The sequence below is a fragment of the Photorhabdus heterorhabditis genome, assembly GCF_001280945.1.
Taxonomy (GTDB): Bacteria; Pseudomonadota; Gammaproteobacteria; order Enterobacterales; family Enterobacteriaceae; genus Photorhabdus; species Photorhabdus heterorhabditis.
Genome location: NZ_LJCS01000003.1, coordinates 46801 through 63857, shown reverse-complemented (window position 1 = coordinate 63857; position 17057 = coordinate 46801). Strand labels below are relative to the sequence as shown.

General features: G+C 42.9%; 11 protein-coding genes and 1 pseudogene. 11 read left to right on the top strand and 1 reads right to left on the bottom strand.

Annotation, left to right across the window (positions count from 1 at the left end; genetic code table 11):
- The first annotated feature begins 9 nt into the window (after positions 1–9).
- From cheA to AM629_RS01995, 11 genes are all read left to right on the top strand, one after another.
- Entirely contained in the window at positions 10–2052 is a 2043-nt protein-coding gene (cheA, locus tag AM629_RS02045; RefSeq protein ID WP_054475694.1) for a chemotaxis protein CheA, read from the top strand.
- A 53-nt stretch (positions 2053–2105) separates the two neighbouring features.
- Positions 2106–2603: a chemotaxis protein CheW gene (gene cheW, locus AM629_RS02040; protein WP_015834820.1), complete on the top strand. Its 498-nt coding sequence runs from the start codon at positions 2106–2108 to the stop codon at positions 2601–2603.
- Between the two features lie 419 nt (positions 2604–3022).
- Positions 3023–4714, top strand: a complete 1692-nt coding sequence (locus AM629_RS02035) for a methyl-accepting chemotaxis protein (RefSeq protein ID WP_054475692.1) — start codon at positions 3023–3025, stop codon at positions 4712–4714.
- 53 nt (positions 4715–4767) lie between these two features.
- Positions 4768–6408 carry a methyl-accepting chemotaxis protein gene (locus AM629_RS02030; protein ID WP_054475690.1) on the top strand — a complete coding sequence of 547 codons (1641 nt, stop codon included), beginning with the start codon at positions 4768–4770 and terminating at the stop codon, positions 6406–6408.
- A 6-nt stretch (positions 6409–6414) separates the two neighbouring features.
- A complete protein-coding gene (gene cheR / locus AM629_RS02025; protein WP_054475689.1) occupies positions 6415–7302 on the top strand; it encodes a protein-glutamate O-methyltransferase CheR in 888 nt (295 codons plus the stop codon).
- Complete coding sequence (locus AM629_RS02020; protein ID WP_054475687.1) at positions 7295–8347, top strand: protein-glutamate methylesterase/protein-glutamine glutaminase; 1053 nt, start codon at positions 7295–7297, stop codon at positions 8345–8347. Before cheR ends, AM629_RS02020 begins: the two co-directional genes overlap by 8 nt.
- 69 nt (positions 8348–8416) lie before the next feature.
- Complete coding sequence (cheY, locus tag AM629_RS02015) at positions 8417–8806, top strand: chemotaxis response regulator CheY (protein ID WP_054475685.1); 390 nt, start codon at positions 8417–8419, stop codon at positions 8804–8806.
- 9 nt (positions 8807–8815) lie between these two features.
- On the top strand, positions 8816–9466 hold the full coding sequence (gene cheZ, locus AM629_RS02010) for a protein phosphatase CheZ (RefSeq protein ID WP_054475684.1): 651 nt from the start codon (positions 8816–8818) through the stop codon (positions 9464–9466).
- 1636 nt (positions 9467–11102) lie between these two features.
- Positions 11103–13100, top strand: a complete 1998-nt coding sequence (locus AM629_RS02005) for a dehydrogenase E1 component subunit alpha/beta (protein ID WP_054475682.1) — start codon at positions 11103–11105, stop codon at positions 13098–13100.
- 9 nt (positions 13101–13109) lie between these two features.
- Entirely contained in the window at positions 13110–14639 is a 1530-nt protein-coding gene (locus tag AM629_RS02000; RefSeq protein ID WP_054475680.1) for a biotin/lipoyl-containing protein, read from the top strand.
- Positions 14632–16482 carry a type I polyketide synthase gene (locus tag AM629_RS01995; RefSeq protein WP_054475678.1) on the top strand — a complete coding sequence of 617 codons (1851 nt, stop codon included), beginning with the start codon at positions 14632–14634 and terminating at the stop codon, positions 16480–16482. Before AM629_RS02000 ends, AM629_RS01995 begins: the two co-directional genes overlap by 8 nt.
- A 277-nt stretch (positions 16483–16759) precedes the next feature.
- On the opposite strand, the pseudogene AM629_RS22955 reads toward AM629_RS01995, so the two are convergent.
- A pseudogene (locus AM629_RS22955) lies at positions 16760–16885 on the bottom strand (DNA-binding protein); the annotation flags it as partial.
- Positions 16886–17057 lie beyond the last annotated feature (172 nt).

Here is a 17057-nt window from a genome sequence, read left to right as displayed (position 1 = left end):
AAAGTAACAATGGATATTACCGAGTTTTATCAGACCTTTTTTGATGAAGCAGACGAATTGCTTGAGGATATGGAGCAGCATTTATTGCAGCTCGATCCAGATGCGCCAGATCAAGAACAGTTGAATGCTATTTTTCGTAGTGCGCACTCAATAAAAGGCGGGGCTGCGACTTTTGGTTTTATCAAGCTACAGCAAACTACGCATGTTCTGGAAAATTTGTTAGACAGTGCCAGACGAGATGAAATGAGTCTGACAACTGACATTATCAACTTATTTTTGGAAGCGAAAGATATTATGCAGCAACAGTTGGATGCCTATAAAAGTTCTCAGGAACCGGATGAAAGTGCTTTTACCTACATCTGTGAGACATTGCGCCAGCTTGCATTAGAAGTACAAAAAGGCAATGAAGGTGAGGTTGAGTCCGCTGTACCGGTGGCGCCATCACAGCTACCTGGACCCAAACCAGAATTAAAACCAGAATCTGATGCGACCAAAAACCAACAAGGTAGAGTCCGGGTTCATCTTTCTGGTCTAAAAGAGCGCGAAGTCTCTTTAATGCTCGATGAACTGGGTAATCTGGGTGAGGTTTATGATGCGGAACAGACTACAGATAGCGTTGAAGCGTCGTTGGTAACATCAGCCACAGAGGACGACATTACGGCAGTGCTCTGTTTTGTGATTGAGCCGGAGCAGATAACTTTCTTGCCGGTAATTGAATCAAAAGATGAAGCTAGAAACAAAGATACAGCTAAAATCAAATCCACTGTGCCGGAAAAAAGCTCCACACCACCTGTCGGACGTCCGGCACCCATGCCACAGGCCGGCTCACCACGTCAACGAGCTGAATCTTCTAGCATCCGGGTTGCGGTTGAGAAAGTTGATCAGCTTATAAATTTGGTCGGTGAATTAGTTATTACACAATCTATGCTGGCACAGCATTGCAACGATCTTGAACCGACTTCATATGGCGATTTACTAAATTGTATGATTCAGTTACAGCGAAACTCCAGAGACTTGCAAGAATCTGTTATGTCTATTCGTATGATGCCAATGGAATATGTGTTCAGCCGTTACCCGCGTTTAGTCAGGGATCTTGCTGGCAAACTGAATAAAAAAGTGGATTTGACTTTGGTTGGTAGTTCTACTGAACTGGATAAGAGTTTAATCGAGCGTATTATTGATCCGCTGACTCACTTGGTCCGTAACAGCCTTGATCATGGTATTGAAGAACCTGAAATTCGACTCGCTTCAGGCAAGCCTGAAACGGGTAAGTTGACCCTCTCAGCTGAGCATCAAGGCGGAAATATCTGTATCGAAGTTGTTGATGATGGTGCAGGTTTGAATCGTGAAAAGATTTTGGCTAAAGCAATGTCACAAGGGTTGTCAGTCAGTGAAAACATGAGTAACGAAGAGGTTGCTATGTTGATTTTCGCTCCCGGTTTCTCCACTGCTGAAGTGGTGACAGATGTGTCTGGTCGCGGCGTGGGCATGGACGTAGTTAAGCGAAATATTCAGGAAATGGGAGGACAAATCCAGATTAGTTTCCAAGCCGGTAAAGGGACAGTTACACGGATTTTGTTACCTCTGACATTGGCAATCCTTGACGGTATGTCAGTGAAAGTTAATGAAGAAGTGTTTATTTTGCCATTAAGTGCAGTAGTGAGTTCTCTCCAGCCACAGGAAGAAGATATTTATCCATTGGCTGGTGATGAAAAATTACTGCATGTTAGAGGCGAATATTTGCCACTGATCAAGTTATACCGAGTCTTTGATATTCCTGATGCAAAAATAGATCCGACTAAAGGGATTGTTGTGATTGTACAAAGTGCTGGCCGGCGTTATGCCTTACTGGTTGACCAGTTAGTTGGACAGCATCAGGTAGTTGTGAAAAATATCGAAAGTAACTACCGCAAAATACCGGGGATCTCCGCTGCCACAATTATGGGAGATGGCAGTGTAGCACTGATTATTGATGTTGCTGCATTGCAGCAACTCAACCATGACCAATTGGCAATCAGCAAAGCTGAATTATCAGAAAAAAATAAGCACTGAGTGGGGCTTGTCTCCATAGAAAAATAGTCAATCTCACAGTAAAAGGTAAGATCATGTCGGCCATAGAAGCTTTTAATAAATTGTCAGGAGAAACTGCTGGAGAAGGATATCTGGTTTTTACCTTGGGTGATGAAGAGTACGGTATTGAAATACTCAAAGTGCAGGAGATCCGTGGTTATGATCAGGTCACTCGTATCGCGAATACGCCTGCGTTCATTAAAGGAATAACCAATCTGCGCGGTGTTATCGTTCCTATTATTGATCTGAGAATTAAATTTGCTCAGGAAACGGTTACCTATAATGATAATACCGTTGTGATTGTTTTGAATCTGTTAAACCGCGTAGTTGGCATTGTTGTTGATGGTGTTTCAGATGTCTTATCGCTCAAAGCTGAACAAATATGTCCGGCTCCAGAATTTGCCGTGACATTGTCTACTGAGTATTTGACTGGATTGGGTTCACTTGATGATCGCATGCTGATTCTGGTGGATATTGAGAAGTTGCTTAACAGTGAAGAGATGGCTCTGGTAGATTCAGTGGCTAAAAATTAGTTGTCAAACTTATACCCAATAGATTTCAAGATGCATTGCGACGGCAAGGGAGCGAATCCCCGGGAGCATATACCCAATAGATTTCAAGTTGCAGTGCGGCGGCAAGAGAACGCATCCCCAGGAGCATAGATAACTATGTGACTGGGGTAAGTGAACGCAGCCAACAAAGCAGCAGCTTGAAAGATGAAGGGTATAGATAATTATGTGACTGGGGTGAGTGAGAGCAGCCAACAAAGAGGCAACTTGAAAGATAACGGGTATATAGCTGCCACCATAGATAGATGGCAGCTATTTTTCTTTTTATCCTCCTCCAATGACTGCCATAAAAAATATTCAAATTTCTTTTATTCAATCAGTAAAGTTCCGTTTAGTTATGCCGATAACAGAGCCATGCCGATCTATTGTTAAAAAGGGAAAACATGTTTAACCGAATGAAAATAGTGACTGGATTGATGACGGTCATCATATTGTTTGGTGCTTTACAATTTATATCCGGAGGGCTTTTCTTCCATGAGTTGAAAGGTAACAAAGAAAATCTAGAAACACTGGATAAGATGCGTGAGCAGCAGACATTTTTGAATGAGACTTGGGTTAATTTATTACAGGCTCGTAACAGTCTGAACCGTGCTGGCATTCGGTACATGATGAAGGGTGAAGGTGTTGATAACTATTACACGTTGGAACAGTTGCTGACTGATGCCAGAAGTAATCTTTCTATCGCAGAACAGCGCTTTGAGCAGTATGAACAAACTGCTAAATTGCCTATTCATGAATCAGAAAGCCTTAATCGTCTAAAAAAAGCTTATGATGTTTATATTTCGGCACTTCATGAGCTCATTGTCCTGATTGAACATGATCGGGCTGTCGAATTTTTCAATCAGCCAACTGGCAAATATCAGAGTGCTTTTGAGGAAGAATATAATTTCTATTTAACTCAAAACGACCATCTCTATTCCGATGTTGTATTTGATGCGGGCATATCCTACAGAAATGCAATGATTATGTTGGGTATTATCATGCTGATTCTGGTATCGGCCATGATTTTCAGTTGGGTGAGCATCAAGCATAGTTTGCTGAATCCATTAAATAAATTGCTGGAGAATATCAAGGCGCTTTCTACTGGTGATTTGACACAGAATATTACGGTTTCAGGCAGAAATGAGATGAGTATGTTATCTGTTGGCCTGAAGCATATGCAGAAAGAGTTCATCAATACTGTTAGTAGTGTTCGTCAGAGCAGTGAAAATATTTATGATGGGACCAGCGAAATTGCTGCCGGAAATAATGATCTTTCTTCACGCACTGAAGAGCAGGTTGCTTCTTTGGAAGAAACGGCGGCAAGTATGGAACAACTGACAGCCACAGTAAAACAGAATGCTGAAAATGCTCGTCAGGCAAGTAACCTAGCTGATAGTGCTTCTGAGATTGCCCGTCAGGGCGGGAAAGTCGTAGCGAATGTTGTGCAGACAATGCATGAAATTGCGGGTAGTTCACAGAAAATTTCTGATATTACCAGCGTTATTGATGCCATTGCGTTCCAGACTAACATTCTGGCGCTTAATGCTGCGGTAGAAGCAGCGCGTGCGGGTGAACATGGACGAGGTTTTGCGGTTGTTGCGGGGGAAGTTCGTAACCTCGCACAACGTAGCGCTGAAGCAGCAAAAGAGATTAAGGCATTAATAGAAGATTCAGTTAGCCGTGCGGATACGGGGTCTGTTCTGGTTGAGAGCGCCGGTGAAACAATGAACAATATTGTCAGCTCAGTAACCCGCGTAACTGACATTATGGGTGAAATTGCCTCTGCTTCAGATGAACAAAGCAGAGGGATAACTCAGGTTGGTTTGGCTATTTCTGAAATGGATCGTGTAACACAGCAAAATGCTTCTTTAGTTGAGCAGTCAGCAGCAGCAGCAGCAGCACTGGAAGATCAAGCCGCTGGATTGAAGAAGCTGGTTTCTCTATTCCAATTACCGAATCTTGACGGTAAACCTCAGCCTGAAACAAAAACTGAACATTTACCTGTGGTTAAAACTCTTCCTGTTAAATCGAATTCACCTGTATTGAAGAAAGTTAGTAACGTGGAAGAACAGTCCAATTGGGAAACATTTTAAAACACTAAGCGATAACCACGGCTGCATATGCAGCCGTTAACAGAGGTGATTACATGTTAGGGCTAGGCAGGCTTCGTATATCAACCAGTTTATATCTGTTACTGATGATGTTTTGTTTAATGCAGATAATCTCAAGTGGTTTATCTCTTAGAATAATTCACACAGATCAGTCTTATATCGAACGGATTGATCTGGGAACACAAAAAAGAGATTCGTTAGGGTTGAGCTGGGCAGCTTTGCTGCAATCGCGTAATACACTTAATAGAATCGCCGTAGGAAAAACGCTACAGCAATCTGAGGATCATATTAGCGGTATGGTCGCTAATGTCAGAGAAACGCTGGATAAGGCTGAGATGCATTTTGCAGCGTTTATCTCTTTGCCTAAATTAAGTGAGGAAGATGGCAGCAGTGTCTTACTGGCATCAGTGGAAACCAGTTACAAGGAATATATAAAAGCACTTAGAGAGCTCTCGGTTTTCTTAGAAGAGGGTAATTATGATGCTTTTTTAGACCAGCCGACTGAAAAATATCAGCAGCAACTGGAATCTGATTTCAACCATTATATGCAGTACATTGGCGAGGAGATTACCACTGCCGTTCAAGATGGTCGATTTTATTATCAGATTGCAACTGCCATGTTCGCAGGCGCGATCCTGATGGTATTGGTAGTTGCCTGGGCTGCTCATTGGTGGCTAAAAAGAAATCTTCTCAGACCATTCGCTAATATGCGTAGTCACTTCCAGCTTGTTGCAGAAGGGAAGTTAAACAAAGAAGTTGCTGTTTTCACTAATGATGAAATTGGTGAAGTGTTTCTCAAGTTGCGTGATATGCAGCGTTCACTGGTTAATTCTATTACCTTGATTAAAGAGAATACTAACCTGATGTATAGCGGTATTCAGGAAATTACTCAGGGTAATACGGATCTCTCTTCCCGCACTGAAGAACAAGCTGCATCTCTGGAAGAAACAGCGGCCAGTATGGAACAATTGACTGCAACAGTAAAACAAAATGCTGAAAATGCGCGTCAGGCTAGTGAATTGGCAGTATCTGCATCGAAAACAGCCTCTAAAGGTGGTGAACTGACAACGGGGGTTGTAGAAACGATGGATGCAATTGCTAACAGTTCACAGAAAATCAGTGCAATTATCAGCGTTATTGATGGCATTGCATTCCAAACCAACATCCTGGCACTTAATGCGGCAGTAGAAGCTGCGCGGGCGGGTGAACAAGGCCGTGGTTTCTCCGTTGTTGCTGGCGAAGTTAGGGATCTTGCGCAGCGAAGTGCTGAAGCAGCAAAAGAGATCAAGACATTAATTAGTGAATCAGTTCAGCGGGTAAGCCAAGGTTCCGAATTGGTTAGCCACGCAGGGAAGACCATGAATGAATTGGTGACTTCTGTAAATCAGGTTACAGATCTCATGGCCGAAATTGCTGCGGCCTCCGATGAACAAAGTCGGGGTATTCATCAAGTGGCACAAGCTGTTACGCAGATGGATCAGGTTACTCAGCAGAATGCCGCATTGGTTGAACAGTCTGCTGCGGCGGCAGCGGCACTTGAAGATCAAGCGGATATTCTGGTGAAAACCGTAGCGCAATTTGAATTACCAAATAATTCAGAAAATAAGCTTGAAAATGAACTTTCACCTACGCTGAGGTCTGCGGATAGCGAAGGGGCAGTCAGTCAGACTCGCTGAGGCCAGATGAAATCAAATTTAATTGCTTCAGCTACAAGCTTGCCGTCTCCACCGCTGAACCACATGATTCAGCGCTATACCATGTCAGATGTGCATTTTGAGCGCATCTGTCAGTTTATATATCAACGTGCTGGTATTGTGCTTGCTGCACATAAACGGGAGATGGTTTACAACCGTTTAATTCGGCGTTTACGTACTCTTGGTATCCGTGATTTTGGTCAATACCTGTTCATTCTTGAAAATGATATTGATAGTGATGAATGGCAGGAGTTTATCAATGCATTGACGACTAACCTGACGGCTTTTTTCAGAGAAGCTCATCATTTCCCTCTGTTATCTAAGCATGCGAGTAAGAAAAATGGATCGTACCGGGTGTGGAGTGCGGCAGCATCTACAGGGGAAGAGCCGTACTCAATTGCAATGACACTGAGTGATGTATTGGGGCATCGTTTTCATCGGGTAAAGATTATTGCCAGTGATATTGATACCAATGTACTGGAGAAAGCGCGTAAAGGTGTTTATCGTCTGGATGAATTGCGTCAGCTGACAGATCAACAGAGGAAACGCTACTTTTTTAAAGGTACTGGTGCTTATGAAGGTTATGCCCGTGTCCGGCCTCAGATTGCTGACATGGTAACATTCCAACACCTCAATTTGTTGGATGCTAGTTGGCCGCTCGAAGGTAAGTTTGATGCTATATTTTGTCGTAACGTAATGATTTATTTTGATAAAAAGACGCAGGAACGGATACTACGTCATTTTGTTACTTTATTAAAACCCGATGGATTGCTCTTTGCCGGGCATTCCGAGAATGTCACTCAAATCAGCCGGGAATTCTACTTGCAAGGACAGACCGTTTACGGTGTAGCCCAGGCAAGGAGAGGTCATGAATAAAATTAGTGTTCTTTGTGTCGATGATTCAGCGCTTATGCGGCAAATCATGCGAGAGATCATCAATAGTCATCCGGATATGGAAGTAGTGGCTTGTGCGCCAGATCCATTGGTGGCTCGAGATCTCATTAAAAAACATAACCCACAGGTATTAACGCTGGATGTTGAAATGCCACGCATGGATGGCATTGATTTTCTTGAAAAATTAATGCGCTTACGACCGATGCCTGTGGTTATGATTTCTTCTCTAACAGCTAAAGGTTCTGAAATCACATTAAGAGCATTGGAACTTGGCGCTGTTGATTTTGTAACCAAACCTCAATTGGGTATTCGTGAAGGGATGCTGGCTTACAGTGAACTTATTGCAGAAAAAGTGCGGACAGCAGCCCAGGCTAAATTATCTACGCAAATAACCACACCGGTAGATTTTGCTCCTTTGAGTTTTAAGCCTCTGTTATCCAGTGAAAAACTGATTGCAGTCGGGGCTTCTACTGGGGGAACGGAAGCAATAAAGAGTTTGTTGCAACCATTGCCTGTAACCAGCCCAGCACTGCTAATTACTCAACATATGCCACCTGGTTTTACCCGCTCTTTTGCTGAACGGCTGAATAAACTTAGCCAAATTACAGTAAAAGAAGCCGAAAACGGCGAGCGAATTTTGCCAGGCCATGCGTACATTGCTCCGGGTGATCGCCATATGGAACTATGCCGCAATGGTGCTGATTATCAGGTTTTGATAACTGATGCACCGGCGGTTAATCGTCATCGTCCGTCTGTGGATGTATTGTTCCGATCAGTCGCTAAATTTGCTGGAAGGAATGCTGTTGGTGTACTACTGACAGGAATGGGCAGTGATGGCGCAGCGGGATTGCTGGAAATGAAGCAAGCCGGAGCGTACACGTTAGCCCAGGATGAAGCAAGTTGTGTTGTATTTGGTATGCCCAGAGCGGCAATACAAATGGGGGCTGTGGATGAGGTTATGGATATACTCAAAATGAGCAAGAGAATGCTGGCAAAAATAAGCTCGGGGCAGGCTGTTCGTATTTAACGGCAGTTGGATAAATTTAATTTTTTAAGCAGCTCTGTGCTGACTAGTAAATAATTTCAAGGAGTTTTTATGGCGAATAAGGATCTTAGATTTCTGGTGGTTGATGATTTTTCAACCATGCGGCGCATTGTTCGTAACCTGCTGAAAGAGCTGGGTTTCAACAATGTAGAAGAAGCTCAGGATGGAGCAGAAGCTCTGACTAAGATTCGTTCATCCCAATTTGATTTCATTATCTCTGACTGGAATATGCCTAATATGGATGGTCTGGAGTTGTTAAAAATCATTCGTGAAGATGCACAATTATCCAAAATACCCGTTTTGATGGTGACAGCAGAAGCGAAGAAAGAAAACATTATTGCAGCTGCGCAGGCCGGGGCTAGTGGTTATGTTGTTAAACCTTTTACAGCTGCCACTCTGGAAGAGAAGCTTAATAAAATTTTCGAAAAATTGGGCCTCTAAGGAGACATAATGAGTGTAAATCCAGTCATGCCGAGGGATGAGACCATTACTGCCAGTGAGATTATCAGCCGTATCGGCCAACTTACGCGGATGTTGCGTGATAGTTTACGTGAGCTAGGGTTGGATCAAACTATCGCTCAGGCGGCTGAGGCGATACCTGATGCGAGAGAACGCCTGGACTATGTTGTTCAGATGACTGCGCAGGCAGCCGAAAGAGCGCTGAATTGTGTTGAGGCGGCGCAACCTCGTCAGAATGAGTTGGAATCATCGGCAATATCACTGACAAAACGCTGGGATGAATGGTTTGCAAATCCAGTTGAAATGCCTGTGGCGCGCTCATTGGTTGTGGATACCCGAAATTACCTCAATACAGTACCTGATCATACTGCTTTTACTAACGCTCAACTGATGGAGATCATGATGGCACAAGATTTTCAAGATCTTACTGGTCAGGTTATCAAGCGGATGATGGATGTTATTCAGGAAATAGAAAAACAGCTGGTGATGGTATTGATGGAAAACATGCCGGCTGATCAGATGGTGAAAACCAAGAAAGAGACCGATAGTTTGCTAAATGGCCCGCAAGTGAATCAAAATGGCGTGGGTGTTATTGCTAATCAGGCTCAGGTTGATGATCTACTGGATAGCTTAGGTTTCTGAATAAAAGTGGCGGGCTAAGCCTGCCACTCAGAATTAAAAATTTTTCGGAAATATGATTGGTGGTATTGAGCGACATTAATCTTATTCTCCCTGATGGGATAAAATAGAACGGTTGGGGTTATCTTTTGGCAATTGTTGCTAAAGGTGAAACAATTTATGGCCGCCGTTTCACTTCTGCCTGGCAGCCAGACTAGTAAAACAAGAGAGTAGCGATAATATGTATAAATGAATTGTTGATTTTGTAAATATCCATCAGTTTTTGCCATCCTCAGAAGGAAATGTGGATTCAATCTTTCATGCTACTCTGGTACTCAGCATAGATCAAAATCGGGTCTGATTGGACCCGGAATAAAACGGTCAGGCTATTGTGATCAAATGCTCAAATTCGGCAGAAAAATAAGTAACAGTGGGGTAGGTACCCATCACTGTGTGTTTGCGAGATCGATAGGAATAATTGGCATGGTGCGAAAGTGGTAGAGTTGTTTATCAATGTTAAACAAGGGAGCTGTCAAAGCCGTTGTTATTTAAAATAAGAAGTAGTAATTAAAATTAAAATAATTGCATGAATTAATCGTTTTTCCATAGTATGAAGAGGATTAATAGTATCGAGAGGGCTAAAAGGACAGATGTATTTGATGTTATTATTTATAGAAATAATTTGCACACAACATAGGGATAAATTCATTCAGATCAACCTTGCTGAAATTATATTTTCTATTATTATTTTTTTAGTTTACTACTATAAGTAATTGATAAAATATTCAAATGGTTAAGCAATATATTTTTATATGTAGATATGCTATTAACTGCACTATAATATCAACGATATTAGACTTGTAAATTTAGTAGAATCAGGTAGTTAAATATATCAGTGCTTTTGTGATCATTCACTCATTACGATTAGTTTTTTTATGATAAAACATAAGAGATAATAAATTAATTTTTTGTAAAGTATCAGTGTTGGTGCTATATGGATTCATGAATTTAATGGGATGTATTTGGCAATAAGTGGGGTTATTATTGAGGTTTATCACAAAATATAAAGATTTGTAATAAGTATAAAATCATTGAATTTAAGCTTGATTGATGTAATGCTATTTTAGGTCTATTTCTCAGTTAAATGTAAAAATACCTAATGAAGAATCTGTTGCGGAAGTATAACTTTAAAATCGCTTAACAGAGTGAGAAATTATTCCAGCGTCTTATCATTGCAGGATTCAAAAGTATAGGCAAAAACCTGTTTTTTAATCGTATCGTAATCATGGAAATGCCGATGTTTATTGGTTTTGTCCTTAGCAAATGGCTATTGTTCATCGGTTGGAGCTTTTTAAATGGTATCACATTGTGATCAGGACAATGCTCAAAATTCGGGGAATATCGTGACAGTCAGAGCTATTCATGGTCATGGAGAGAATTTTGCCTACCATTCCAGATATGTAAATGTTATTAAAAATCGTGACCGTATACTTCTATCTTTTGTAATCTGTGTGAAGGTATTACCCCGCTTTCACTTCTTTATCGGGATCTATAGTCTCTCAGGTAATCATGAATGGGACTATCCCGTATTCGCTTTTTTATCAGGCAATAAGCGCAATAACGACAATTACCACGTTAACTATTTGTGAGGAAAAAGAGAGTGATAGACGTACAGATCAATGAAGTACCTCTTAAGGAACACAGCCCTTCAATGGATAATTGTTTAGATGAGCAAAAGTTACTTTATGACATGCTGCTGTCACGGGAATTTGATAATCGTAGTGCGTTAGTTACCCGACAGGGCAGAGCTTGGTTTCATGTGTCGGCTGCTGGACATGAAGGACTGGCAGTGTTGCCACAGCTTATGGAAAAGAATGATGTGCTGGTTCCTTACTATCGTGATCGGGCATTAGTATTAGCGCGTGGTATGTCTATTGTTGAAATGACAAGGGAACTGATGGGAAAGGCCACTTCTCACTCAGCTGGCCGGACCATGTCGAATCATTTTTGCTCCAAAGAGCATAATATTTTCTCGGTAGTCAGTTTGACGGGAACCCAATGTATTCCTGCGGCTGGCGCTGCCTGGGCAAGCGCGTTGGATAATAAAAATGGACTTGTCGTGTGTGGTGTCGGTGATGCGGCAACCCGGCAGGGAGAATTTTATGAAGCGGTTAGCTTTGCGGTTGAAAGGCGTTTGCCCGTCGTCTTTGTGGTTTCTGATAATAAATTGGGTATTAGTACCTCAACGGAGAAGATGGCTCCGTATCGATTGGGAATATTTGACGAGTGTTTGATTCGCCGTGTTGATGCCCGCAGGCCGGAAACCGTATTTCCTGTTGCACAGGAGGTATTCAATAAGGCGCGATTTGAGCGAACACCTTGCATCTTGGTTTGTCGAGTGGACCGGTTAGATTCTCACTCCAACTCAGATTCTCACAAACTGTACCGTACCCAAGATGAGCTGGAAGCATTACAGGACCCTATTGAAAATTATGTTGCCTATTTAAAGGAAAAAGGGGCGATTACTGAACAGGTCCTGACTGAACAAAAAGAGCGCATTAAAGCTGATGTCGTGGAGATATTTGAGCGTGTTTATCACGAGGCAGAGCCTGATCCTGCAAGTGTCAGTACCTATTTGTGTAATCGTGAAAGCGCTCCTGTTGTACATATTGAAATGGAAGCCGAAGAGACACAGTTTAAAGCGGTGAATCAGGTCTTGGACGAGGCGTTGAGCCAGCATCCAAATGTGCTGTTATTTGGTGAGGATATTGAAGATCCTAAAGGGGGGGTTTTTGGTTTCACCCGCGGCTTATCCACCCGTTATCCTGATCGCGTTTTTAATGCTCCCCTTTCTGAAGCCACGATTATTGGCTCGTCTGTTGGATTGTCCGCCTGTGGTTGGCGTCCGATTGTTGAACTGCAATTTATCGACTTTGTTGGGCTAGGACTCAATCAGTTACAGTCACAACTTGGCACTTTAAGTTGGAGAACCGTGGGAAAATGGCGCTGTCCGGTAGTGATATATGCTCCTTATGGTGCTTATCTCCCTGGAGGTGGTATATGGCACAGCCAAAGCTCGGACGGTATCTTAGCGCATATTCCCGGTATTAATGTGCTTGTTCCAACAACACCCGCTGATACAGTCGCGTTATTCCGTACCGCATTAAGTCTGGATATGCCGAGTCTGATCTTGATCCCTAAACACCTGATGAGAGAGCGTCATGAGCGCCGGTTGGTGACTCCAGTGTCGCTTGGGCAGGCAAATATTGTCAGGGCTGGTAAGCATATTACACTGGTTGCTTGGGGAAATACTGTTCAGCTTGCGACGATGGCTGCTCTTCAGGCGGAAAAAAACAATATTGACATTGAAGTGATTGAGTTACGTAGTCTGGTACCTTGGGATAAACAACGGATTGCCGCATCTTTGCGCAAAACCGGGCGGCTTATCGTTGTGCAGGAGGATACCCGGACGGCCAGTGTTGGAGCATCCATTATTGCTGATATTTTGGATGAGAATGACAATTTCTTCTCTTTGCTGGCACCTCCGCGCTTGGTGACGCGTGAAGATATTCATATTCCTTTTAATCCTTGTTTAGAAAAAGCTGTCTTACCCAGCACGGATGACATTTTGGCTTCCGTTTATGCGGTAATGGGCTAAGGAGAATTTATGGCACAGTTGTTTATTCCTCCGATGGGAGAAGGAACCACGGAAGTTGTCGTCATCCAGTTACTTAAGCAGGTGGGAGATTATGTCAAGCGTGATGAACCTGTTTATGAAATGGAGACGGATAAGGCTGCTTTTACCATTGAATCTGATGTTGAGGGGATACTGGAAAAATGGTTAGCGGCGGAAAATGATATTATCCCCGTTGGATCGGCTATTGCAGTCATTAGAGTCGCCGGCGAATTGGCGGAGCCTTCCCCTGTCAGTGAAGAGTTAGCGCCTCAGCTGGAGAACGTGGAGACAGTGGTGGTGGCTCCTGAAGCTGAGGTATCAGCTCCTCCAGCGCGTATTCCGCCTAAAACCCGTCAATACGCACAAGAACATCACATTGAGCCACAAATTCTTAGCCAACTGGCGGAAAAACATGGGACATTATTACCCGTCCATATTGATGATTATCTTCAACAGCACCGTGAAGCCAAACCGTCAGAAAAGGGCAAGGTAGAAAATGGCAATGTGGGTTTTCTGTCAAGAGATCAGCAGCGCCTTAATCGTGCAATACGGTTAAATAGTGCGACTGTACAGCCTTGTTGGGCAGCTAAACCATTACCGATGGAGCTTGTTGATAGTGCCGTTCGTCATTTGACGGAAACCTCTGGACAACAAGAGTGGATAACGCCATTTCAGGTAATCACTTATGCAGTTGCTCAGGCACTGAAAAAATTCCCGATGTTGCGCTCAAGACCGCTTGATCAAGAACGTTATCACACTTATGCGGATATCAACCTGGGTATTGCTTTTCTGAACGAAAAAGGTGATTTGAGTTCGTTAAAAGTACCGGGAACGCAGACAATGGGCTTTTTCGAGTTTAGACAGCATCTAAATAGTGTCCTTGATCCAGATGCTGAAAAACTGCCCGTTGATATTGATGTTCCTATGATGATTTCATATACCGGCAACGATGGTGCTACCTTTGCTGTACCTGTTATTGTGCCGCCATCTCAGTCAACATTGTTCATCGGTGCGCCTCATAACAAAGAAATGAGCTTGGTTCTGGCATTTAATCACTATTTGCTTAATGGGGTAGAGGCGTCTGCATTTATTACAGAGGTTATTACTCAGGTTCGTGCTCTGACTGGATCACAATCGGTAGCCCATCAAATGGCAGGTAAATCCGTCAAATCGGTCTCTGGTCAGTTACGCACACTTTTGGCTGATTTTCTAAATTGGGATGAAGATTTTACTGAATCAATGATGCAACGTACCTGGGCTGATTTGGGTATTGATTCGCTTAAAGCGGTAAAACTTGCGGAACTGATGTCACGGGATTTTCGTCGAAAATTATCTCCAACCCTGTTCTGGCGCTATAGTTCGCCGCATCGATTAATTGAGTATCTTGACATTTCCAGCACTGAAATGACGGAGAAGAAAAAGCATTCCTTAGATGACTTTACTAATGCAGTGCGTGACCTTGATGGTGAAGCTGCATTAAGGTTGCAGAACCTCATAGAAGGAGGGAAGCAGCATGGATAATCTGTATCACATATATCATTCACTCAGTCCAGATGAACAACAGATGGCTAAATCTGTCTTGTTGGAACATCTGAACGCCATTGCTCCATCAATAAGTGATGCGGGTGATACGAAGCAGATGCCTATTGCTATTGTAGGCATGGCTTTCCGGCTCCCTGGAGCAGAAGATTCTCCTGAACAAATGTGGGAGATCTTAAAATCTGGTCGCAGTGTGATAAAAGAGATTCCCGAGGAACGGCTTGCATCTGGGAAACCTTACGCTGTTCCGGTGCCCCAAAAAGCATTGAAAGCAGGGTTACTTGATAGTATTGATGGCTTTGATGCGCCATTCTTTGGTATTTTTCCGCGGGTAGCGGCTATGATGGACCCGCAACAGAGAATGCTATTGGAGCTGACCTGGCAGGCAATTGAAGATAGCGGGGCTAATCCGCTTGACTACTCAGGATCAAAAACGGGTGTTTTTATTGGTTCGTGCAGTAATGACTATCGTGAACTCGCTGCGGCTGATATGACGATGGCAAATGCTTATGTCACGACGGGAACACTGAATTGCCTTCTGGCAAACAGATTGTCATTTTATTACAACTTCGTTGGCCCGAGTTTACAAATTGATACCGCGTGTTCAAGCGGGTTAACTGCATTGACTCAAGCTGTAAATTCATTGCGTTCTGGAGAATGTCAACAGGCGGTAGTTGGCAGTATTAATCTATTGAGCAACACATTTAACATGGCTGCTTATTATCGAGCGGGAATGTTATCTAAAGATGGATGTTGTCGGGTTTTTGATGCAGATGCTAATGGTTTTGTCCGTGGTGAAGGGGCTGTGTGCCTATTTCTGAAAACGCACAAACAGGCATTAGAGGATCGGGACCCGATTTATGGCTATGTTCGGGCATCGTCGATAAATCATGGTGGGCGAGCCAACTCACTGACTTCACCTAACCCTGAGCAGCAAATCGCATTAGTCAATGATTGTTTGCAACAGGCTGGAGTCTCTGCGGAGCAAATTAGTTACATGGAAGCCCATGGAACGGGGACTTCGCTGGGTGATCCTATAGAATTTAACGCGCTTAACGAAGTCTTTAACCATGATAAATCAGGAAAAACCCGGCAGCCTTGTTATATTGGTTCAGTAAAAGCCAATATAGGACATTTAGAGGGAGCGGCGGGATTAGCTGGCATCGTTAAAGTCTTATTGATGTTGCAGCATAAATCTATTGTACCTAGTGCAGCGTTTCAGCATTTGAATCCTGAAATTGATAACACGGATACGCGCTTACAATTGGCTACGGAAGTACATTCCTGGCAGGTGGGGGTAGGGCAAAAACGTTTTGCTGGGTTAAGTTCCTTTGGATTGGGTGGAAGTAATGCTCATGTTATTTTGGAGGAAGCTCCGACTAAAACACAGCAATCGGTTAAAGCCAGTTCGGAGAAATATTACTATCCTATTGCTGCTAATAGCCCGGCATCATTACAAAAAATGGTTGTCATGCTGGGAGATTTTATTGAAAACGAGGCAAATATCGATTTACAAGCGGTGAGCTGGACATTGCAATTTGGTAGGGCAGCTTTACCTCATCGGGCATTGTTTGTTGCGACATCAAGACAAGATCTCCTGAGCCAGTTACGTGATTTTGTTTCATCTGTTTCAGCCAATGAAGAACAATGGCTCCATATGGCGGAAGACGATTCTCGATTTTTATGGTTACAGGGTCGGGATATAGATTGGCGTACCTGCTGGCCTTCTGGGCAGAAACCGTTACGCATTAGATTGCCTAAATATGCTTTTGAACATCGGCGTTACTGGTTACCTAACCATGAGTCTGTGATTGCAAAACCGTAATCGGTGCCGGTTTTTTCCACACAAATTCCCTGTTGTACAACAGGGAATTTTCGGTTTGGTGATAAATATTTTTTAAATCCAGTACCTGGTAGTTCCTGGAGAAATCCTCTCAGTTGGTTACTGATACACCAAGCTTTATGGGAGAATTAATAAGAAAGTCTTATTTATGTCAACGTGATTAAAAGACGAACGTGTATCCTTCCAACGCCTTTGCAGTCATGGGTAAGCCTTGCTTAAGCAGCATCTCTAGGGGGGTGAATGTTTCATCAGTCAGTTCTAATTCTTGTGCCTGATAGGCTAATGCCTGCATTGCTTTAAGGCTTTCCTGATCACGTTTTTGCTTATAGGCCATCAGATCAGCAAATAGAATCTGACGGTGACGACCTGTCTTGTGGAAAGGTAACAACCTGATGATTTGCCAAATCGTTTTGTTGATTAATAAATTGGGTCTCAAGAGAAACGATCTCTTTTATTGACTACTAATGCACTTCTGAGGTGGGAAATAAAATCTTATTCTCTCTTTTAAATGCCAAATACACTCCTTCTTTAGTCATATCATATGATATACCTTTTAT